General features: G+C 73.1%; 17 protein-coding genes and 1 pseudogene. 6 read left to right on the top strand and 12 right to left on the bottom strand.

The features are described from left to right. Positions 1-234: 234 nt before the first annotated feature. From RAN62_RS18845 to RAN62_RS18875, 7 genes are all read right to left on the bottom strand, one after another. Positions 235-3,585, bottom strand: coding sequence for a Neogenin (locus RAN62_RS18845; protein ID WP_305785996.1), 3,351 nt, complete (start codon positions 3,583-3,585; stop codon positions 235-237). A 92-nt stretch (positions 3,586-3,677) separates the two neighbouring features. Next, the gene (locus RAN62_RS18850; RefSeq protein ID WP_305785997.1) at positions 3,678-4,475 is read right to left on the bottom strand and encodes a sensor histidine kinase; all 798 of its coding nucleotides are present in this window, start codon (positions 4,473-4,475) and stop codon (positions 3,678-3,680) included. A gap of 5 nt (positions 4,476-4,480) precedes the next feature. Continuing rightward, positions 4,481-6,523: an ATP-binding protein gene (locus RAN62_RS18855; RefSeq protein WP_305785998.1), complete on the bottom strand. Its 2,043-nt coding sequence runs from the start codon at positions 6,521-6,523 to the stop codon at positions 4,481-4,483. An 11-nt stretch (positions 6,524-6,534) separates the two neighbouring features. Then, entirely contained in the window at positions 6,535-7,671 is a 1,137-nt protein-coding gene (locus RAN62_RS18860; RefSeq protein WP_305785999.1) for a glycosyltransferase family 4 protein, read from the bottom strand. Then, on the bottom strand, positions 7,668-8,471 hold the full coding sequence (locus tag RAN62_RS18865; RefSeq protein ID WP_305786000.1) for a glycosyltransferase family 2 protein: 804 nt from the start codon (positions 8,469-8,471) through the stop codon (positions 7,668-7,670). Before RAN62_RS18865 ends, RAN62_RS18860 begins: the two co-directional genes overlap by 4 nt. 15 nt (positions 8,472-8,486) lie before the next feature. Then, a complete protein-coding gene (locus RAN62_RS18870) occupies positions 8,487-9,554 on the bottom strand; it encodes a glycosyltransferase family 4 protein (RefSeq protein WP_305786001.1) in 1,068 nt (355 codons plus the stop codon). Between the two features lie 17 nt (positions 9,555-9,571). Next, on the bottom strand, positions 9,572-10,834 hold the full coding sequence (locus tag RAN62_RS18875) for a polysaccharide biosynthesis protein (RefSeq protein ID WP_305786002.1): 1,263 nt from the start codon (positions 10,832-10,834) through the stop codon (positions 9,572-9,574). 90 nt (positions 10,835-10,924) lie between these two features. Between RAN62_RS18875 and RAN62_RS18880 the strand changes: the two genes are divergently transcribed. Genes RAN62_RS18880 through RAN62_RS18890 form a run of 3 tightly spaced genes read left to right on the top strand, consistent with a single transcriptional unit; the run spans position 10,925 to position 15,033 of the window. Continuing rightward, positions 10,925-11,470, top strand: a complete 546-nt coding sequence (locus RAN62_RS18880; RefSeq protein WP_305786003.1) for a hypothetical protein — start codon at positions 10,925-10,927, stop codon at positions 11,468-11,470. Positions 11,471-11,488: 18 nt separating this feature from the next. Then, positions 11,489-12,853: a thymidylate kinase gene (locus RAN62_RS18885; RefSeq protein WP_305786004.1), complete on the top strand. Its 1,365-nt coding sequence runs from the start codon at positions 11,489-11,491 to the stop codon at positions 12,851-12,853. Next, positions 12,850-15,033: a hypothetical protein gene (locus RAN62_RS18890; protein WP_305786005.1), complete on the top strand. Its 2,184-nt coding sequence runs from the start codon at positions 12,850-12,852 to the stop codon at positions 15,031-15,033. Before RAN62_RS18885 ends, RAN62_RS18890 begins: the two co-directional genes overlap by 4 nt. Here RAN62_RS18890 and RAN62_RS18895 read toward each other — a convergent pair. After that, complete coding sequence (locus RAN62_RS18895; RefSeq protein ID WP_305786006.1) at positions 14,918-15,820, bottom strand: glycosyltransferase family 2 protein; 903 nt, start codon at positions 15,818-15,820, stop codon at positions 14,918-14,920. The genes RAN62_RS18890 and RAN62_RS18895 overlap by 116 nt on opposite strands. Positions 15,821-15,940: 120 nt before the next feature. Between RAN62_RS18895 and RAN62_RS18900 the strand changes: the two genes are divergently transcribed. After that, positions 15,941-16,492 carry a hypothetical protein gene (locus RAN62_RS18900; protein ID WP_305786007.1) on the top strand — a complete coding sequence of 184 codons (552 nt, stop codon included), beginning with the start codon at positions 15,941-15,943 and terminating at the stop codon, positions 16,490-16,492. A gap of 3 nt (positions 16,493-16,495) precedes the next feature. Here RAN62_RS18900 and RAN62_RS18905 read toward each other — a convergent pair whose 3' ends face one another. The 3 genes from RAN62_RS18905 to RAN62_RS18915 form a co-directional block, all read right to left on the bottom strand. After that, positions 16,496-17,194 (bottom strand): response regulator transcription factor, encoded by a 699-nt coding sequence (locus RAN62_RS18905; RefSeq protein WP_305786008.1) that lies wholly within the window; start codon positions 17,192-17,194, stop codon positions 16,496-16,498. Between the two features lie 75 nt (positions 17,195-17,269). Then, entirely contained in the window at positions 17,270-18,043 is a 774-nt protein-coding gene (locus RAN62_RS18910) for an EAL domain-containing protein (protein ID WP_305786009.1), read from the bottom strand. Positions 18,044-18,192: 149 nt separating this feature from the next. Continuing rightward, positions 18,193-18,627 carry a glycosyltransferase gene (locus RAN62_RS18915; RefSeq protein WP_305786010.1) on the bottom strand — a complete coding sequence of 145 codons (435 nt, stop codon included), beginning with the start codon at positions 18,625-18,627 and terminating at the stop codon, positions 18,193-18,195. Between the two features lie 207 nt (positions 18,628-18,834). On the opposite strand from RAN62_RS18915, the gene RAN62_RS18920 reads away from it, so the two are divergent. After that, positions 18,835-19,527 (top strand): ABC transporter ATP-binding protein, encoded by a 693-nt coding sequence (locus tag RAN62_RS18920; protein ID WP_305786011.1) that lies wholly within the window; start codon positions 18,835-18,837, stop codon positions 19,525-19,527. A 155-nt stretch (positions 19,528-19,682) separates the two neighbouring features. After that, positions 19,683-20,030 (top strand): annotated as a pseudogene (locus tag RAN62_RS41165) (FtsX-like permease family protein); the annotation flags it as partial. A 212-nt stretch (positions 20,031-20,242) separates the two neighbouring features. Here RAN62_RS41165 and RAN62_RS18925 read toward each other — a convergent pair. Next, a complete protein-coding gene (locus tag RAN62_RS18925; protein WP_305786012.1) occupies positions 20,243-20,398 on the bottom strand; it encodes a hypothetical protein in 156 nt (51 codons plus the stop codon). Between the last annotated feature and the right edge of the window lie 101 nt (positions 20,399-20,499).

A 20,499-nucleotide genomic window follows, 5' to 3' on the forward strand; every position in this document is an offset into this window, starting at 1 on the left:
AGTACTGCCCCGCTCGTCTCGATCCGATCACTTTCAGTCACGGGTCCGGCGGCCCGCGAACACGAAGAATAGTCGCTTAAATATGCGTGCCCGACGATGGGTACCGTCGGGTATCTGCACTTGCGGAAATGGAGATCAACAGCACCGGGAGTACATAACCGGTGCACAAAGGCGCAGGGCCCGGGTTCGCGTACACCCGGGCCCCGCATTTAAAGATTTTTTAAGGAATGGTGATCAGTACTTCCGGTCCAGCACGTAAGCCCAGTAGATGAGCGTCGTGGCCTGGGCGCTGGAGATCACCGGCTTCTTACCGACAGTCAGCGCCAGCACCTTGGCGATGTAGATCAGGAACCACCGCTTGTTGAGCGAGGTGTCCAGGCTGCCCAGCACCGAGGCGGTCGCGTTGTCCCCGGCGTACTGGTGGGTCAGCTGGATGAGCCACGCGATGGTGGGCTCGACCGTGTAGGTGATGGTCAGCGGGTTCGCCGCGTTGCCGGCCTTGTCGACCGCGCCCTTGCAGATCACCGTGTGCACACCCTTGTCGGTGCTGGTGTGCGTCATGGCGGCCTGGGTCGCCACGCCCGACGCGTCGTCGGTGGTGAGGCAGGAGACCACGGGGAGCGCCTCCATGCCGTAGACCGTGCCGTTGACGGCGCCGGCGATCGACACCTTCGGGGCGGTCTTGTCGATGTTCAGGCTGACCGACGCCTCGTTGGTGTTGCCGGCCTTGTCGGTGACCTTGCCGGGCACGGCGATCTTGGCGCCCTCGGTGGTCACCGTGACGTCGGCGGGGCAGCTGGCGACCGTCGAGATGTTGTCGGTGCAGGTGAAGCGGACGGTCGGGTTGGTGCGGTACCAGCCGGCGTCGTTCTTGGTGCCGGTCACGGTCGCGGTGATCTCGGGGGCGATCTGGTCGACGTTGACGGCCACGGCCGCGGCGGCGGTGTTGCCCGCCTTGTCGATCACCGAGCGGGCGATGCGCTGGTCGGCGCCGTCCTTGGTGACCTTGACGTCGTCCGGGCAGACCGCGATGCCGGCCAGGCCGTCGGTGCACTCGAAGTGCACGACCGGGGCGGTGCGGTACCAGCCGTCGGCGCTCTTCTCGCCGAGCACGGTGGCCTTGATGACCGGCAGGGCCGAGTCGAGGTTCACGGTCGCCGAGGCGGTGGCCGTGTTGCCCGCGGCGTCGGTCGCGGTGCCCAGGACGATCTGGTTCGCGCCGTCGGCGAGGACCGTCTTGTCGCCGGGGCAGCCGGTGATGCCGGAGCCGGCGTCGGTGCACTCGAAGTGGATGACCGGCGCGGTGCGGTACCAGCCGTCGTCGGTCTTGTCGCCCACGACGGTGGCGGTGATCTCCGGCGCGGTGGCGTCGATGTTCAGGGTCAGCGCCGCGGTGGCGGTGTTGCCGGCCTTGTCGACGGCGGTGCCGATGACCTTGGCGACGCCCTCGGTGGTCAGCGTGGTGTCCTCGGGGCAGCTGGCGATGCCGGAGCCCTCGTCGGCGCAGGTGAAGTGGACGGTCGGCGCGCTGCGGTACCAGCCCTCGGCGTTCGGCTCGGCGCCGGTGATGGTCGCCGTGATGGTCGGGGCCACCTTGTCGGCGTTCACCGTGAGCGAGGCGGTGGCGGTGTTGCCGGCCACGTCCTTGGCCGTGCCGATCAGCGTCTGGTCGCTGCCGTCGAGCCGCACGATCTGGTCGCTCGGGCAGAACGCCACGCCGGAGGCCTCGTCGGTGCAGGTGAAGTGGACCAGCGGCTCACCGGTGTACCAGCCGTCGGCCGTCCGCTCGCCCTTGATCTCGGCGGTGATCTGCGGCGCCTTGGTGTCGACGTTCAGCTTGAGCGCGACGTCGGCGGCGTTGCCGGCCTTGTCCTTGGCCGTGTTGACGATGGTCTGCAGCTTGCCGTCGGTCGTTACCTTCTTGTCGTCCGGGCACAGCGCCACGCCGGACAGCGCGTCGCTGCAGGTGTAGCGGATGGTCGGGGCGACGGTGTACCAGCCGTCGGCGTTCGCGTCGCCGAGCACGGTGGCCGTGACGACCGGCGCGAGCTGGTCGAGGTTGATCGTGACCGGGGTCGGCGTGGTGTTGCCGGCCTTGTCGTACGCCGTGCCGATGATCTTCTGGCCCAGGCCGTCCTTCGTCACCGGGGTGTCGGCGGGGCACAGGTTCACGCCGGAGGTGGCGTCGGAGCAGGTGTAGTGGATGACCGGCACCGAGGTGTACCAGCCCTCGTCGTTCTTGGTGCCCTGCACCGAGGCGGTGATGACCGGGGCGGTCATGTCGACGTTGACGGTCAGCGTGATCGTCGTGGTGTTGCCGGCCTTGTCGATCGCGGTGCCGGAGAAGCGCTGCTGCGCCCCGTCCTTGTCGACCTTGATGTCGGCCGGGCAGGACGCCATCTCGACCAGGTCGTCACAGGCGAAGCTGATGGTCGTCGGGGCGACGATCCAGCTCTTGGGGGTCGGCGTCAGGGTGGCCTTGATGGTCGGCGGCGTCCGGTCGTTGCCGGTGGTCACCGTCGTCGAGGTGGTGGTCTCCTCGGGGCTCGCCCCGGGCGCGGTGGTAGGCGCGGTGACCGGGGTCGCGGCGGCCGGCGTGGTGGCGGCGGGCGTCGGGTCGACCGTCACCGTGGTGGGCGTGGTCGCGGCCGGCGCGGCGGGGGCGGTCCACACCGGAACGGTGCCGGTGATGCCGTTGCTGCCGCCGTTGCCGTTGTACGCCTTGACCTGCACCATCCACGCCTTGGTGGTGTCCAGCTTGATCGAGCCGGAGGTCGCGGGCGCGGTCACCTTGGTGATCGCGGTGACCTTGGACTCGCCGTAGCCGATCTGGTAGTAGGTCGGCTCGACCCCGGAGGCGGCCTCGGTCCAGAGCACCTCGACGGTGTTCGGGTCGTCCGAGCGCCGCTGCACGATGAGGCCGCTGGCGTCGGAGGGGACCCACTTGGCCAGGGTCGACTTGATCGTGGTGCCGGCGCCGTACTCGTTCTCGGTGGTGAGCGAGATGCTGTACGACAGCGCCGGGTCGATGCCCTCCAGGCGGAAGGACGTGTCGAGGCTGCGGTAGTCGCGGAGCACCACGCCGTCGGAGTTGCGCGAGAAGACCACGTGATAGGCGGTCATGGGCGTGTAGCCGATCCACGACGGCGTCTTCCACGTGATGGCGGCCGTGGCGCCGTTGTCCTCGCGGTTCAGCGCGAGGCCGCTGGCGGTGCTCGGCACGAGCGACTTGACCGTCCAGTAGCCGGTGGAGGCGGTCGCGCCGGCCGCGTCCGCGGCGCCGATGCGCACCTTGTACGACGCGGTGATGTCCGGCGCGTCGACGGTGTAGGACAGCGTCGACGCCGGCACGTTGATCAGCGACTGCACGTTGCCGGCGGCGACCACGTCCACGACGTAGTGGTCGGCGTCGCTGACGGCCTTCCACGTGACGTTGATCTTCTTGACGTCATCGGTGGCCCGTGCCACCGAGAAGCTCTTGGGAGCCGCCGGCGCCGCCAGTGCGGCGACCGGGCTCACGACAGCGGTGGCTGCCACGCCCACAAGAGTCGCGCTCACCGCGGTGAGCAGTCGCCTCACGTTCATCTGGCCTCATCTCGGGATTCGAGTCGAACAGCCAGCCCTATCGGAAGCAAACCTCAAGACCCGAGCAAGGTGATGTCAGCAAATGAGCAAGCTCACCGGAGAATCATGGTCCGGGCGACCGGCAGGGTCAGCCAGATGCGCGCGCCCCCGGTGAAGTCGGGGTCGGCGCCGATCTCGCCACCGAGCCGGCGCACGATCCGGCGGCAGATGGTCAACCCCAGACCCGTTCCCGGGTACGCCGGATGGGCCCGGTGCAGCTCGCCGAAGATCGCCTCGTGCTGTCCCTCGGGGATCCCGATGCCCTGATCGGTGACCTCCACGCGGACGAACCCCTCGTGGCCCTCGGCGGCCGGGATGACGTCGGCGGAGACGTGGACCCGGGCCGCCTCGCCGGGCCGCACGTACTTCACCGCGTTGCCGATCAGGTTGTCGATCACGCGGCGGAGCATCAGATCGTCCCCGCGTACGGCCGGCAGGTCGTCCCACGTGATGCGCGGCGCCGGCCTGGAGACGTCGCCGGCCCACTCGGCGGCCACGTCGGCCAGCACGGCGGTCAGCTCGACGTCGGTCAGGTGGAGCACGGCGCCGCGGGCGGTGGAGTAGGCGAGGACGTCGTCGATCAGCCGGCTCATCAGGCTCGTACCCCGGCCGATCTCGTGCACGAAGTCGTCGAACTCGGCCGGGCGGGCCGGCCCGAAGTCCATGTTCTCGAGCAGCTGGGCGTAGCCCAGGATGCCGGCCAGCGGCGCCTTGAGATCGTGGCTGACCTCGCGGGCGAAGGCCTCGAGCTCCTGGACGGAGTCGTTGAGGGCGCGGACCGTGCGCTCGAGCTGCTCGTTGCGGAGCCGCTCCTGCTCGAGTTGCGCGGCCAGAGTCTCCGGATCGGTCACGACGGTCACCTCTCGTCCCCGGCGAGGTACTGCTTCATGCCTTTCGTGGCGCCGCTGACGGCGCTCTCGATGCGTTCCACCAGCTCGGTCAGCCGGTCGGCGGCCGCCCCGGTGGTCGCCTGCCGCTCGAGCTCGGCGCAGGCGTCGGCGAGCGGCATCGCCCCGAGCAGGGCGCTGGACGACTTGAGCGTGTGCGCGGCGGCCCGCAGTCCGTCGACGTCGTGGCGGCGCAGGGCGTCGGACATCGCGAGCCGGCGCCCGTCGAGCTGCGCCAGGAACGTGTCCACGGTCGCCACCACGAGGGCCCTGTCCTCGAGCTGCTCCTCCAGCTCCTGGAGCCGGGTGAGGTCCAGGGGCGTCGCCGGCGCCGGCTTGGCCGACAGGTACGGAGCCAGCGCCGTCCGCAGCTCCGGCAATGTGATCGGCTTGCTGAGGTGCCCGTTCATCCCGGCCGCGAGACAGCGCTCGCGGTCCCCGTGCAGGGCAGTGGCCGTCAGCGCCAGGATCGGCGTCTCATTGCCGGCCGCCCGCACGCGCTGGGTCGCCTCGATGCCGTCGGTGCCGGGCATCTGCAGATCCATGAGCGCCACGTCGTACGGGTCCGGGCCGAGCAGCGCCTCCGCGGCGGCCGCCCCGTCGGGCACCGCGTCGCACTCGACGCCGAGGAGCTGGATCATGCGGCGGAAGACCGTACGGTTGACGTCATTGTCCTCCGCGAGCAGCACCCGGCCGCCGGCGAGCGGGGCCACCGTGACGGGCGCACCGCGCACGCCGGTCCGCTCCCGGTTGAGGGCGGCGACGAGCCGGGCCAGCACCAGGGGCGCCGTGAGCATCCCGGGCCGCCGCACGACGCCGGTGCGCGGGTCGGTCGTACTGATCATCAGGGCCTGGCCCGACGTGCCGAGCGCGCCGATGATCTCGTCCGCCCGGCCCACCGCCGCCTCGTCGTGCGCGTCGTCGCACCAGACCACGGTGTCGGTGGCCGTGGCACCGGTGACGACCTCGTCCAGCGTGGCCGCCAGCGGGTCGGCGCCGGCGCTGGTCAGCAGCCAGGACAAGGCGGTGAGCGAGCGCGGCGTCGGCGCCACGACCGCGACCTTGCGCGTGGCCAGCGGCAGCGGATCGGACTCGGGCTGGTCCGGCGCGGCGACCAGCGGCAGCCGCAGGTGGAACGACGAACCGGCCCCGGGAGCCGACTCGGCCGTCAGCGATCCGCCCATCCGCTCGCACAGCCGGGAGGCCAGCGCCAGGCCGAGCCCGGCACCCTCGTGGCGGCGGGCCGCGGACGAGTCGGCCTGGGTGAAGGGCGCGAAGATCCGTTCGAGGTCGCCGGCGGCGATGCCCGGGCCGGTGTCGGAGACCGTGATGACGAACTCGGCCGCGGAGGAGGCAGCGGCCGTGACGACGACCTCGCCGTCCTCGGTGAACTTCACGGCGTTGCCGACCACGGCACTGAGCACCTGCCGCAGCCGGTCCGCGTCCCCGACGAGCGTGGCCGGCAGCTCCGGAGCGGGCGCGGCGAGCAGCAGGACGCCCTTGCGCCGCACGAGGTGCTGCAACGGCTCGACCACGTTCTCGAGCAGGGGGCGCAGGGCGAACGGCTCCCGCTGAACCTCCAGCGTGCCGGTCTCCAGGCGGGCCAGGTCGAGCAGGTCGTCGGTCAGCGTGCGCAGGGCGTGCACCGAGCGGCGGGTGCTGTCGACGACCTCGCGGGCCTCGGCGGGCAGGGGCTGGGCGCGCAGGAGGTCGACCATCGCCACGACGGCGGTGACCGGCGTGCGGATCTCGTGCCCGAGCAGCGCGAGGAACTGCGACTTCGCCGCCGCGACCGCATCCGAGTTGTCCGAGTGGGGCATCGTGACCAGACGCCGCTGGGCCCCGCAGGAGGCTTCCAGGGGCGCGACGTGCATCGTGCCGCCCGGGTCGGCGAAGAGCGAACCCTCCGGGAACACCGCGGTGTCGTTGGCGACAAGGATGCGCCCGTCGGCGTCGACGATCGCCGCCGGACCCGGGAGGGCCTGGACCAGCGCGCGTGCCGCGAACCCCATGACAACCCCTTCTAAGCCGCCGCGTACGCCGAGGCGGTGACCGCCGCGGCCCGGTCCCAGCCCAGCCGCTCGCGCACCGACGCCAGCCCCGCGGTCGCGTACCGGCGCCAGGACACCTCGTCGCGCAGCAGGCTCGCCAGGGCGTCGCCCAGCTCGGCGGGCCGGGCGGGCGGGACGGCCACCCCGTTGACGCCCGGCTCGAGGACCGCCCGCACGCACGCGACGTCGGTGGCCACGACGGGCAGCCCGACGCTCATGGCCTCGGCGACGGCCATCGCGGGCGGCGACGTCGTGTAGTCGAACTTGAACGGCCACGTGCCCACCTGCGCCGCCGCCAGCTCCGCGAGCAGGTCGGGGACCGGCTCGGTGACGACGTCCACGGACTCCAGCGACTCGGCGCGGGCCAGGATCGCCGGCAGCTCGGGCCGCGGGATGAGCAGCAGCCGCAGCCGCGCGCCGGGCACGCGATCGAGGACCGTGGGCCAGGCGGCGAGCAGGGTGTCCAGGCCGCGTACGGTCTCGGCCCGCCCGGCGAACACGACCGTGGGCGTCCCGGCGTCGAAGCGGGCGCGGCGCTCGTCGGCCGGAGCGCCCGAGGGCAGCCGGGTCACCGTGATGCCCGCGCGGTCGCCCAGGCGCTCGGCGACCCGCGGGTCCGGTGTGAGCACGGTCGAGACGCCGGCGCGGTGCAGGGCCGCCGTGGCGAGCGCGGGCGGCAGGAGGGTCGTGAGGGCCACGCGGGGCTGCAGGACGTTCGAGGCGCGCATCTCGGCCAGGGACGCCCGGCGCCAGGCCGCGGGCCCGGGCACGGTCGGCCACGCGTACGCGGTCAGCACCGTCTTGTACGGCCGGAGCACCGGCAGCGCGGCCTGCACCGGGCCGAGCGCCCCGGCGTGCAGGTGCACCACGTCGGGCCGGATCCGGGCGAGCACCCCGGCCAGCGCGGCCGTGCGCCCGAGCGGGAAGGACGCGACCGCGCCCCCGATCTCGTCCACGCTCGCGAAGACCGCGTGCCCGTCGTGCGCCGCCGAGGTCACCAGGTGATGGGTGCCCGGCACCCGCCCGGCCGTCTCGGTGACGGTCCGGCCCATGGCCTCGTGCGCCGAGAACTCGGCGATGAGGTGCACGACGCGCGGCCCGGAACTCATGAGCGAGCCGCCGCCCGACTGTCCCGGATGCCCAGCACCAGCCCCGCGGCCTCGGTCGCCTTCAACGTCACGAGACCCGCCGTGAGCACCGGGTGGCGCAGCAGCCGGCCCGGGTGGCGCAGCAGCGCCGTACGCGCGAACTTGTCCCCGCTCGAATCCGCATGCATGCGTACATACTGGTCGATCCAGCGGCCGTAGTACCGCTTCTTGGCAAAGGTCGCCCGCAGCTGGATGCGCCCCTCGTCGTGCCAGATCCACGCCCCGACCCGCCCGATGGTGGTGATCTCGCGGGTCCGGTCGGCCAGGTCCCAGTCCTCGGCGGCGGTCAGCTGCTCGTCCCAGCCGCCCAGCTCGTCGAGGACCGCCCGGCGGAAGGCGCGGGGCGACTCCACGGCCGGATCGCCGACGTACAGCATCTTCTCGAGCTGCCGGCAGCGGGCCAGGAAGCCCTCGCCGAACGACCGCTCGGGGATGACCAGCGCGCCGGTGCCCGGGGCGGCGGCGAACTGCCGCTCGATCTCGGTGGCGACGTGCGGCTCGAGCACCATGTCCGAGTCGATGAAGACGACGACGTCGCCGGTGCTCAGGTAGGCGCCGCGGTTGCGCTGCGCGCTGCGCTCGGGACCGAACTGCTCGACCTTGTCGGCGAAGCGCTCGGCGAGCTCCGGGGTGCCGTCGGCCGAGCCGTTGTCGATGACGAGCAGCTCGACGTCGGGGTGCGTCTGGGCCTTGATCGAGCCGAGGCAGGCCGCCAGCGTACGGGCGTTGTTGCGGGTCGGCACGACGAAACTGATCCTCACGGGAACTCCTGCCAGTCAGGCGGCGCGCTGCGAGACCGCGTCGAAGAGGGTGGTGGCGACGTCGTCCCAGGAGTGGGCGCCGCCGTAGGGAACGGGCTCGAAGGACCGCGTCTGCCAGCCCGGCAGCAGCTCGGTGATCCAGTGGGCCATGGCCTCGGGGCTCGGCGGCACGACCACCCCGCCGGCCGCGAACGTGGAGTCGCGCAGGCCCGGGACGTCGTACGCGATGGTGGGTGTGCCCAGCGCGGCCGCCTCGGTGACCACCAGTCCCCAGCCCTCGCGGACGCTGGTCGCCAGGTGCACGTGGGCGCGGGCCATCATGTCGTGCTTGACCCGCTCGCTGACCCGCCCGACGAAGTCGACGCCGGCCGGGGCCTCGGCGCGCAGCTTGTCGAGCAGCGGGCCGCCGCCGATCATCCAGAGCCGCAGGTACGGGATCTCCCGGCGGGCGAGCTGGTGGGCGCGCATGACGTCGTACGGCCGCTTGTAGCTGACCATCCGCCCGCAGAAGACCGCCGTGGGCACCTTCTCCTTGGCGCTGTCCGGCAGCGTGGCCGGCGGCTCGTAGCCCTCCGGCACGACCGTGACGTCCCGGGCGCCGAAGCGGGCCAGCGCGTCGCGGGTCGACTCGGACACGGCCAGCACCGGGGCCGACGCCAGCCGGTGCAGCCACCGCGGCTCCAGCGCCAGCCGGCCCAGATGCGCGACCAGCGGCGGCGCGTTGTGGTGCCAGATCTCCTCGCACGTCTGGTGGACCAGGGCGACCGTCCGGGCGTCGTCCACCCACTCGTGGGCCAGGAACGGCACGGTGTTGGTCTCGTCGACGACGATGTCGAACCGGCCCCGGCCGCAGCGCTCGTACCAGCGGCGGGCCTCGCGGTAGACGGTGAACCGGTTGCCGGCGCGGACCACCCGGTAGCCATCGCGCAGCTCGGCCGCGGGACGCCCGGCGACCGCGGCGGCGAAGAGGGTCACCTCGTGGCCGGCGGCGGCCCAGCGGCGCAGCACCTGCTCGGTGTACACCTCCGCGCCCCCGGCGGCCGGGTGGGACAGGTCGCGCCAGTTCAACACCAGGATGCGCACGGGAGGCTCCGAGGGGGTCAGGCCGCAGTCGCGGCAGTAGCGGAAGATTCGGCAGCGACCGGCTGCGGTTGAGGAGCCCGGCCCCAGACCCGCACTTCCAGCAGCAACATCGCCAGCAGTGTCGGCACCAGCGCGGCGACCGAGCAGGCGGCGATCTGCGCGGCGGAGCCGTGCCACACCTCGATCAGGGCCACCTCGAGCACCGCCCCGAGCCACGGGACGGCGATCGTCCGGGCGTCCCGGGCCAGCGCCGCGTTGGTGAGCAGCGTGACGAACGAGGTCAGGGCGGCCACGCTTGCCAGCGTCCGGACCAGGCCGGTCTCACCCGCGTACGCGTCCCCGTAGAGCACCGTGAGCACCAGGCCCGGCAGCGCGACGATCACGAGCGCGCCGAGCAGCGCGGGACCCGTCACGGCCAGTCCGCCGGAGAGCAGCGCGCGGCCGCGTCCGGGGCGGTTGCGGGCCGCGAGCAGGCGCGGGAAGACGGCAGCCATGATGCCGGCCGGCAGTGCGAGCACGGTCTTGGCCAGGGTGGCCGCGGCGACGTAGGCGCCGGACGCCGCCGCGGCGAGGTGGTGCCGGGCCAGCAGCAGGTCGACCGTGGAGAACAGGAACAGCCCGGTGACCGCGATCCCGGCGTGCGCGACCGCGCCGAGCCGCAGCCCGTTTTGTCCCGGACCTGCGCTGGCCCGGAGCGGGCGGAGGGCCACCAGCAGCGCGGCGAGCTCGGAGAGCACGGTCGCGGCCAGCGCGCCGGAGACGCCGAAGGGGATGACCAGGGCGAGCCCGAGCCCGAGCCGGATCGCGGTGGCCACGAAGTAGGTGTGGGCGACGGTCGCCACGCGGCGGTCGCCGAGGAGCAGGCCCCGGGCGGTCGCGGCGAGCGCGGCCACCACCAGGTAGGGCGCCAGCTGGGCGGACTGGGCCAGCGAGGAGAGGTGGAAGTAGTCGCGCAGCAGGGGCGCGCAGGCCAGCACGATGCCCGCGGGGATCAATGACCACAGGCCGACCGAGCGCAGCGTACGCCGCGTCGTGTCCCGGCTCGGGCCGTGCTCGGCGACGAGGGCGGACGCGGCCGTCTGCAGCGCGCCCAGCGGGACGCCGAGCATCGTCATGGCGGCCAGCACCGCGCCCAGGGCCCCGTAGGTGCCCGGGTCCAGCGTCCGGCCCACCACCGCGTGGAAGAGCAGGTTGCCCACGCTCTGCGCCGCGACGGCGACCGCGATGGGGGCGGCGCCGACCGCGAGCAGGCGGCCGAGCCGGCCGGTTCCGAGTGTCACGGGGGTGCCTATCGGCCGCGCGACTCAAGATCTGTTCATTTCCGCCGTGAGGTTGCGTCACACGCGGAAAAGCCGCCGCATAGTGGGGACATGTCCCAGCCGAGCAGCGTGCCGAAGAAGGTCCGGGTCGTTGTGGCCGTGGTCCTGCTGGCCGCGGCCGCCGCGGTCCTCGCGCTCTGGCCGGACACCGCCCCCAAGCAGGCCAAGAGCAAATTCGTGTCGCCCGGCGCCGGGCTGACCGTGGCCTACGACGAGAAGACCGGCGAGATCAACATCGCCGCGATCGGCTATCGCAAGAAGTCGGTGGCCCAGGTGCGGGTCGGCAGCAACCCGTGGCAGGACGTGCGGGCCGACGACAACGGCACGGTCAAGTACACCGTCATGCTCGGCGCGCGGCCCGGGCTGTCCGGGACGTCGGTGCTGGTCAGCGGGCGCAGCGCGAGTGCCGGATCGCGGACGTTGATCGGCGGCCTGCCCCCGGCGGCCAGCGCGCGCGGCGGGGTCGACCTGACGCCCTACGCCGTGGCGAACGGGCTGATCCTCATGGCTGTCGTCGCCGCCTTCGGCCACCGGCCTCGCCGAGGTCGTCATCGCCGGACCCGTGTTCGGGATACGGCCACGGTGGCGTTCGCCTGAGGGTCATACTCGGGGGAAATGACCGATTATCTGCCTGTCCGAGCCATCCCGACCCGGGACGAGCTGCTGCGTGCGATCGCTGCGGCGCTCGACGCGACCGGGGTGCCATGGGCGTGGCAGGGCGCCGAGGACGCACCCGGGCGCTGGGCCGCGGACACCGGCCCCAAGGATCTCGACATCTGGCTCGGCGGCACCCAGCGCACGGCCGAGAGCGTGGCCGCCGCCCTGCGCAGTCACGGCCCGGCGGCGCTGATCGCCGAGGCGCACGACCCGCGCCGGCTGTGCCACCTGAGCATCGCCGTGCGCACGGCCACCGGACCCGCCGTGGTCGACCTGACCTACGGCGACCTGCGCGTGGGGCCGGTGCTGCTGGTCCCGGCGGCCGGCGTCACCGTCGAGGACCGCCGGCTCACCGGGGCGGCGGCGATGGCGGACCTGCTCGTGCGGCCGGTGCTGCGGGGGCGGCTGCCGGACGCGTACCGGCTGGTGGAGGCCCGGGCGGCCTGGGCGGTGGCCGACCCGGTGGGGCGCGAGCTGCTCGCCCGGCGCCTCACCACCCAGCTCGGCGCGCGGGTCGCCGCCGACCTGATCAGCGCGGCCGGAGGCGAGGACCCCGATCCGGATCTGCCCCGGCGCGCGCGGCTGCGACTGGCCGCCTGGAGCCTGACCCCGGGCGCCGCCCCGGCCACCTGGGCGCAGCGCCGGTCGGTGCTGCCCGCCGGGCCGGCCGCCGGACCGTACGGGCTGCGCACCCGCGGCGTCGTCGTCGCCCTGGTCGGCACGGACGGCTCGGGCAAGTCGACCGTCGCCGAGTCGGTGCGCGCCGGGCTGCACGAGTTCGGCTTCGCCACGCGGGCGGCGTACTTCGGGATGGCCCGCGGCAACCTGCCCGGCGTCGCCCTGGCCCGCCGGATCCTGGGCGTGGGCTCCACGGACCCGGCCCCGGCCGAGAAGCCCGAACCGGTGCTCACCCACGCGCCCCTGCGCAAGGTCGCCGCCTGGATCTACGCCGGCGAGTACGTCTGGCGCTACCTCCGGCACGTCGCCCCGGCCGTGGCCCGGGGCGAGGTCGTCGTCGCCGACCGCTGGGTCTACGACCTCCGCGAGTCGCCATGGCCCGGCTCGCCCGCCGCCCGCGTCGCCGAGGCGGTGGTTCCCGCGCCCGACGTGCTCGTGCTGCCCGACGCCCCGGCCGAGCTCATCCACGAGCGCAAGCCCGAACGCTCGCTCGCGGAGCAAAAGGCGCAGCAGGAGCGCTTCCGCCGGCTGCTCGCCGAACGCCCCGCCCGGCACGCCGAGATCGTGGTCGACACGTCGGGCGCGCACAGCTCGGTGGCGCCGGTGATCGAGGCTGTGGTGAGAGCGGCCCACAGCCCGCGGTGACCACGGCGGTGGTGCCGCGGCACCGGCGGATCCCCGGGTTCGAGGCGCGGGCCGCCCGGATGACGGCCGAGTCGGCGCTGCTCGGGCTGCTCGCCGGGGCCGCGGTGGTGGCGCCCTGGACCCGCGACGGCTATCTGCTGCTGCTCGACTGGGTCAGCGGCCCGCACCAGACGATGACCCCCGGCCTGTACGGGCTCGATCCCGCCGCGCTCGACGCGATGCCCTACCGGCTGGCCACCCAGGCCCTGCGCAACGTGGTCGGGCCGGGCGCGGTGAGCTGGCTGATCATCCTGGGCTACTTCCCGGTGGCGGCGGGCGGCATCTCCGCGCTGATCGGCGGGGGCCGGTCCCGGCGCTATCCGGCGGCACTGTTCGTGTGCTGCAACCCGTTCGTCGTCGAGCGCCTCCAGGCCGGGCACACGGCGTTCCTGATGGTCGTGTCACTGCTGTGCTGGCTGCTGGCTTCCGCGTTGCGGGCGCGCCGGCGCGGCTCGTGGTTCGCGGCCCGCCCGGCCGGGTGGTACGCGCTGGCCATGGCGGTCGGCCCGCATGCCGCGTGGCTGGGTGGGCTGTGCCTGCTCGCCGTGGCGGTGCTGCCGCGGCCGCGCAAGCGCGATCTGGTGCGTACGGTGCTCATGATCCTGTCGGCGGGCGGCATCTACGCGTACGCGGTGGTGCTGGTGCTGAGCGCGATCCTCACGGTGAAGGTGGGGCGCGGCGACCTCGACGTGTACGCCCCCCACGCCGGCCCCGGCGGCATGCTCGTGACCCTCGCGTCGCTGCGAGGCTTCTGGCGCGGCAGCTCCGACAGCAGTCCCCAGGTCGACATCGGCTTCGTGGCGGGCATGGCGATGGTGGCCGGCGCCGCGGCGGGGCTGGCGCTGCTGTGCCGCCGCGAGCCGCGTACCGGGGTCCCGCTGGCCGTGCTCGCCGGGGCCGGACTGCTGCTCGGCGCCGGCATCCACGGGCCGCTGGCGCCGGTCTACCGCTTCGCCTTCGACCATCTGCCCCTGTTCCAGGCGATGCGCGAGCAGCAGAAGTGGCTGTCGATCACGATGATCGCGTACGCCGCCGGCGTCGGCGTGACCGCGGAAGCCCTCAAGACCCTGTGCCTGTCGGCGCGCCCGCCTCTCGTCCGTCTGGCGAGCGGCGCGGCGCTGCTGGCGGTGTTCAGCGGCTACGCGGGCTCGGCGCCCTCCCTCTTCTGGGGGCTGGGCGGCAGCGTGCGGGTCAGCCACTATCCGGGCGCCTGGTACGCCGCCGACCGCATCATGGGCGCCGGCGACGAGTCGGTGCTGTTCCTGCCGTGGCACGAGTACCAGCCGTTCGCCTTCACGGACTCGCGGACGGTGGCGACCCCGGCCGGGGCGTTCTTCCGCCGTCCCGTGCTGAGCAGCGACGCGGTGGAGCTGGGCGAGGTGCGCACCAACTCGTCGTCGCGGCGGATGGCGTACGTGCAACGGCTCGTCGTGGACGGCGGCCACGGGAGCTTCGGGCGCCTGGTCGCCCCGCTCGGCGTCGGATATGTGGCGCTGGCCCGGGACCGGGAGGCGGAGAGCTACGAGTGGCTGGACCGGCAGCGGGATCTGCAGGCTGTGCTGCGTACGGACGACATGGTCCTGTACGAAGTCCGCGCCGAAGGCACCGGACGGGTCGGCGCCGCGCGCAGCGGGGACTACGCCGCGGCAACCGAGCTGGCGGCGCAAGGTGAGCTCGGATCCGAGGCGATCCTGCCCGGCGGTACGCCCTCCGGTCGCGTCCCCTCGGCCGAGTCCGGTGGCATCCGCCGCACGAGCTCCACGAGCTGGGCCGTCGCCCCCGGTACGCCCGGCTGGGTCGTCATCCCCGAGGAATGGTCCCCGGGCTGGCGGGCCGGCACTCTCCCGACCCGGCGGACGGCGGCCGGGACCGTGGCCGTCGAGGCGCGCTCGGAGGGCTTCTCCGTGCGCTATGCCCCGTGGCGATGGCTGCGGCTGGGCCTGGCGGCCTCGCTGCTCACGCTGGCCGGGCTGATCGTGGCCGGCCTGGTCGAGCATCGGCGCGAGCTGCGCCGGTGGCTCTTCGTCACGCGGCGCGAGCCACCTGCTCCTCCCGCTGCACCAGCACCGGAGCCGCCTGGGGGAGAAGCTCGGCGCGCACGGGCCGGTACTGCCGGGTCAGGTGCAGCCGGCCGAAGATGACGAACGTGTCGCGGATCGTCCGCAGGATCGCCTTCGAGGTGACCGTCGACCCGGCGACCCGCTCCTCCAGCCGCACCGGCGCGCCGACGAAGCCGCGGATGCCCGCCGCCTTGGCCGCCACGAAGAACTCCAGGTCGAAGGCGAAACGGCGCTCCCGCATCCGGGGCAGCAGCGTGGCGAGCACGTCGCGGCGCAGCACCTTGCAGCCCGTCTGGGTGTCCCGCATGCCCAGCAGGAACAGCATCGTCACGAGCGTCGAGTAGAACATCGACACGAGCTTGCGGAACTTGGAGGACGCGCTGTCCGAGGCACTGTGCCGCTTGTCCGCGTACACGCCGGGGTGGTTGCCCTGCCGGGCCGTCCGCAGATAGTCGACCAGGTGGGTGGGGTCGATGTCGCCGTCCGCGTCGACGAAGCCGATCCACGCCCCGCGCGCCGCCGCGAAGCCCAGGTGCAGCGCCGCGCCCTTGCCCTGGTTGCGGCCGGCGGTGACGACCCGGACCCCGGGGAGACCCTCGACCGTACGCTCCGAGCCGTCCGTGGAGCCGTCCGAGACCGCGATGATCTCGTACGCCACCCCCTCCGCGCGCAGCTTGCCGATCAGCTGCTCGACCGTGGGCCGCAGCGCCGCCCCCGGGTTGTAGAACGGCACGACCACCGTCAGCTCGACGCCGGCGTCCGCGGGGGACCAGAGGCGCGAGGCGTCGAACAGCTGGGCCCGACCCGTGCCGGTCTCGACGGCGTTCTTGTCGGCGGCGGGGGTGCTGGGGAGCGCTGAGGCGGTCATGCCCGTGTCGATCGGGGCCGACCCTCAATGCAATCTCTGAGCTACCTCAAGCCCGCCGCAAGGTTGCAGACCGGTTGTGGGGGCCCTGGGCATTCCGGGCATTCGTGGCACCATGGAGAGGTGACAGCCTCTCGTTTCCGCAGGTCAAGCGCGCTCGCGCTGGCCGGCCTGACGATGGGTGCCGTCCTGCTGCCGGGCGCCGCGCTCGCGGACGGCCCCGGTTACGGAGGCACGGCCGACGCCCTCACCGTGCAGTGGCAGGAGTCCTCCAGCGACCTCGCCGTCTACGCGGTCGGCTTCCGGGGCGGCTCGACGGTCCAGCTGCAGGTCGGCTCGCAGGGCGACAGCACGGTGTCGGCCGACGTGTCCGGCGCCCTCCGCGTGCTCGTCGTCCCGGCGTCCTCCGCGATCCTGGGGGCCGCCGACACCACCGTGCTCCGCGTGACCGACGCCGCGGGCCCGGGCACCAGCATCCTGGTCACCGGCCAGACGCCCGCCGGCAGCCTGCGCACGCTGGTCGGCTCGGTGCCGCCCGTGGCGTCGGGCACCGGGGCAAGCGGCCTCATCCCGTGGGCCGTGGCCGCAGCCGCCCTGACCGCCGGCGCCGCCTGGCTGGCCGCACGCACGCAAAAGCCCGGCCGTCACCGGCCGGGCCGTCACCGCATGGTCTAGCGCCTAGCTCTGCGGCTCGAAGCGGTAGCCGACGCCGCGGAGGGTGCGGATGTAGCGCGGGGACGAGGCCGACTCGCCGAGCTTCTTGCGCAGGTTGCCGACGTGGACGTCGATGATGTGGTCGTCGCCGTACCAGTTGTCGCCCCACACGTCCTCGAGCAGCTGCCCGCGGGTGAAGGTGCGCCGGGGCGCGGAGGACAGCAGGTCCAGGATGCCGAACTCGATCTTCGTCAGCTCGAGGACGGCGCCGGCCAGGGTCACCTCGCGGACCTCGGGGTCGACGCGCAGGTCGCCGTACTCGCGGACGGCGGCACCGGGACCGGATGCCGTGCCGGCCCGCGGGCGGCGGCGCATGGCCTGGATGCGGGCGGCCAGCTCGCGTGGGGAGAACGGCTTGGTCACGTAGTCGTCGGCGCCGACCGAGAGGCCCACGACCTTGTCCACCTCGTCGGCGCGGCCGGTGACCATGATGATGTAGGCGTCGGTGAACTGCCGGATCCGGCGGCACACCTCGATGCCGTCGACGTCGGGCAGCCCGAGGTCGAGGATGGCGATGTCCGGCTTCTGCGCCTGCGCCTGCTCGACGGCGGCCTCGCCGTCCGTGACGGCGTGCACCTCGAAGCCTTCCTTCTCGAGCAGATGGGTGCAGAGCAGCGTGAACTCGGGCGAGTCCTCGACGACGAGCGCACGTGGCCTGGACACGGGACCTCCGGGTAAGGCTGCGACGGGGCGGACATGCCTCTATTCGGTCGCCGGGCCCGTCACTTCAGCATTCGCTCAGTTCTGGTCGGCGCCGGCCTGGATGAGGGCGCGGTCGGGCAGCGGGCCGGGGCGGGCGAGATAGTAGCCCTGGCCGTAGCGGACGCCCAGGTCGCGCAGGCGGTCGTACTCGTCGGTGGTCTCGATGCCCTCGGCGATGAGGATGGCGCCGATGTCGGAGGAGAAGCCGACGAGCGAGCGGGCCAGGGCCATGCGTACCGGGTCCTCGTTGATGCCCCGGGTCAGCGTGATGTCCAGCTTGATGATGTCCGGGCGCAGCTGCAGGATGTGGCTGAGGCTGGCGAAGCCGGCGCCGGTGTCGTCCACCGCGAGCAGGATGCCGGCGCCACGCAGGACGTCGGTCACCGCGATCAGCGCCGGATAGTCGTGCACCTGGGCGTGCTCGGTGAGCTCGACCGCGATGCTGCGGTCGGCGTGCGACAGCAGGAAGGCGTGCACGCGCGGGGTGAGCAGCGCCTCGACCGACAGGTTCGCGGTGAGCATCGTCCCCTCCGGCATGTCGCCGAGGTGCTCGAAGGCCCGTTGCAGGGCGAGCAGCTCCAGCTCGACGCCGATGCCGGCGGCGGTCGCGGCGGTGAACGCGTCCACCGGGTTGGGGAAGTGCTGGTCGAAGCGAGCCAGGGCCTCGTACGCCATGACCGTGCCGTCCTGGAGCGAGACGACCGGCTGGAAGGTGGGCCGGATCGCCTGTGCGTCGATGATCGCCTGCAGGTCCCGCACCGTGGCGAGGGAGAGCGTCGTCGCTGTCATGCCGGTCAGATCGGCCGCCACCCTCAAGCACCTGTCTGGCCGGCCTCAAGAACGGCGCAAGGTGCAACCGGCTGACAACCCGCGGACCGGCCCCCGGAAACGACCGGACCCCGGCTCGCCGAAGCGGGGCCGGGGTCTCAGACGGGGTCGTGGGGAGGGTGCGGTGCTCTTCAGGCCAGGACAGAGGCTTCCTCGCGGGCGCGGTGCAGGCACTCGATCAGCTCGTACGGGTCGACCTCGGAGTCCGCGTCGACGTCGACGAAGCCGATCCACGCGCCCCGGGCGGCCTCGAAGCCGGCCTGCAGCGCGGCGCCCCGGTCCTGGATGTCGCCGCGAGCGATGACCTGCGTGCGGGACAGGTCGTCGAGCGTGCGCTCCGAGCCGTCCTTCGTGCCGCCCGACACCGCGAGCACCTCGAAGAGGATGCCCTGGGCGTAGAGGGCGTCCGAGATGCGCTCGACCGTGCTGCGCAGCGCGGCGCCGGGGTTGTGGAAGGGGATCACGATGCTGAACTCGACGGCGGTGGGGTCCCCGTACTGCCACTCGGCGCGGTCGCTGCCGGCGATGACGACGGGGGGAACGGCGATGAGGTGTGCGACAGTCATGCCGCCTATGTCGGCACCCTGTCTCAAGCCGCTCTCAACCGATCGTCAAGCCCCGCGCAAAGCTCGGAAAGCCCTGCGGGTTGCCGTCCGGTTGCCCAGCGCCCGGGCCCCGGGTTGCGCGCGGGTTGCGGGGGTCCTCCCTGGGGAGGACGCCGGGTCGGACCGTGGTCCGACGCCGTGGGCCGCGCCGCGGACGACGATCGGTGCATGAACCTGATCGTCGACCAGTTGACCAAGACCTTCGACCGCACTCCCGTGCTCAAGGGAGTGTCGTTGACGGTCGCGGCCGGCGAGTTCGTGGCTGTCGTCGGGCCGAGCGGCTCGGGCAAGTCCACGCTGCTCTACTGCATGTCCGGCCTCGAGCCCGCGACCTCCGGCAGTGTCACCGTCATGGGCAGCCGGTTGGAGACGCTCAACGGCAACGCGCTGGCCGCCCTGCGGCGCCGGCACGTGGGCTTCGTCTTCCAGTCGTACAACCTGATCCCCTCCCTGACCGCCCGCGAGAACGTCGCCCTTCCCGCCCGCCTGGCCAAGCGCCCGGTGGCGGCCGGGGCTGTCGACGCCGCCCTCGCCGCCGTCGGTCTGGCCGAGCGGGCTTCGCACCGGCCGTCGGCGCTCTCCGGCGGGCAGCAGCAGCGGGTCGCTGTCGCCCGGGTGCTCGCGCTGCGCCCCGATGTGGTCTTCGCCGACGAGCCGACGGGTGCGCTGGACACGGAGCCGGGCGACCAGGTGCTCGATCTGCTCGGTGCCGCCGCCCGGGACGGGCGCTCGGTGGTCATGGTGACGCACGACCTGGCGGCGGCCGAGCGCGCCGACCGGGTCCTGGTGCTGCGGGACGGCCTGCTGCACCGATCGCTGATCCGCCCGTCGGCGGCCGAGATCCTGGCGGTGATGAAGTGATCCGGCTCGTCCTCACCGATCTGCGCATCTGGCTGGGCGCCCTCGTGGTCGCCGCGGGCGCCGCCGCCGTCGGCCTGGTGGTCGCCGCGCAGTTGGAGACCGCGCTCGCCGTCCGGGGCATCGAGGGAGCGGCCATCGCTTCGATCGCGAGCACCGTGCTCGTCCTGGGCCTGGTGGCCGGCTTGGTGGTGCTGTCGTCCGTCACCAACCTGACCGTCGCGCTGCACCGCCGGGACTATGCGCTGTGGCAGCTGGTGGGAGTCCGGCCGGCGTACGTGCGGGTCGTGGTCCTCACCCAGCTCGCGCTGGTCGCCCTGGTCGGCGGCGGCGCGGGGGTGGCTCTCGCACTGCCCGTGCTTCCCGGCCTTTTCCGTTTCCTGTACGCCCACAGCGCCGGACTGACGAGCGTCCACGCGACTTTCGGACCGGCCTCGGCCGCCGGCGCGGTGTTGTTCGTCGTGACGGTGATCGTGCTCGGGGGCTTGCGCGGGGCGCGACGGGCCGCGCGAACCGCTCCGATCGCTCTGCTGCGCGAGGCGTCCCTGCCCGACCGCGGCATGACGGTGGCGCGGTGGATCGTGGGCGGGAGCGGGAGTGCTGTGGGCGTACTCATGGCGGTGTCGTTGTCTCGCACCGGCGACCCGGCGGCGGCCCTGCCGGCGCTCGTGATGCTGGCCGGTCTCGTGGCCGGGGTGCTCGCCGCCTTCGGGCCGCTCTATCTCTCCCGGCTGGTCCGCGCCTGGACGGCCGTGGTCCCCGCGCGGGCATCAAGCTCGTGGTGGCTGGCCCGGCACACGACGGCCGACAACATCGGCCGCAGCGCGGCGGCCGTCACCCCGCTGATGGTCGCGGTGGCGCTCTGCGGCGGCATCTATGCGGTCGGTACGACGCTGCGGGGCGAGGTGCCCATCGCCTTCGCCGGCCTGCTCATGGGCGGCCCGCTGCTCCTGAGTTGTCCTGGCCGCGGCGCTC

Source organism: Symbioplanes lichenis (genome assembly GCF_030709675.1).
GTDB classification, from domain to species: domain Bacteria; phylum Actinomycetota; class Actinomycetes; order Mycobacteriales; family Micromonosporaceae; genus Actinoplanes; species Actinoplanes lichenis.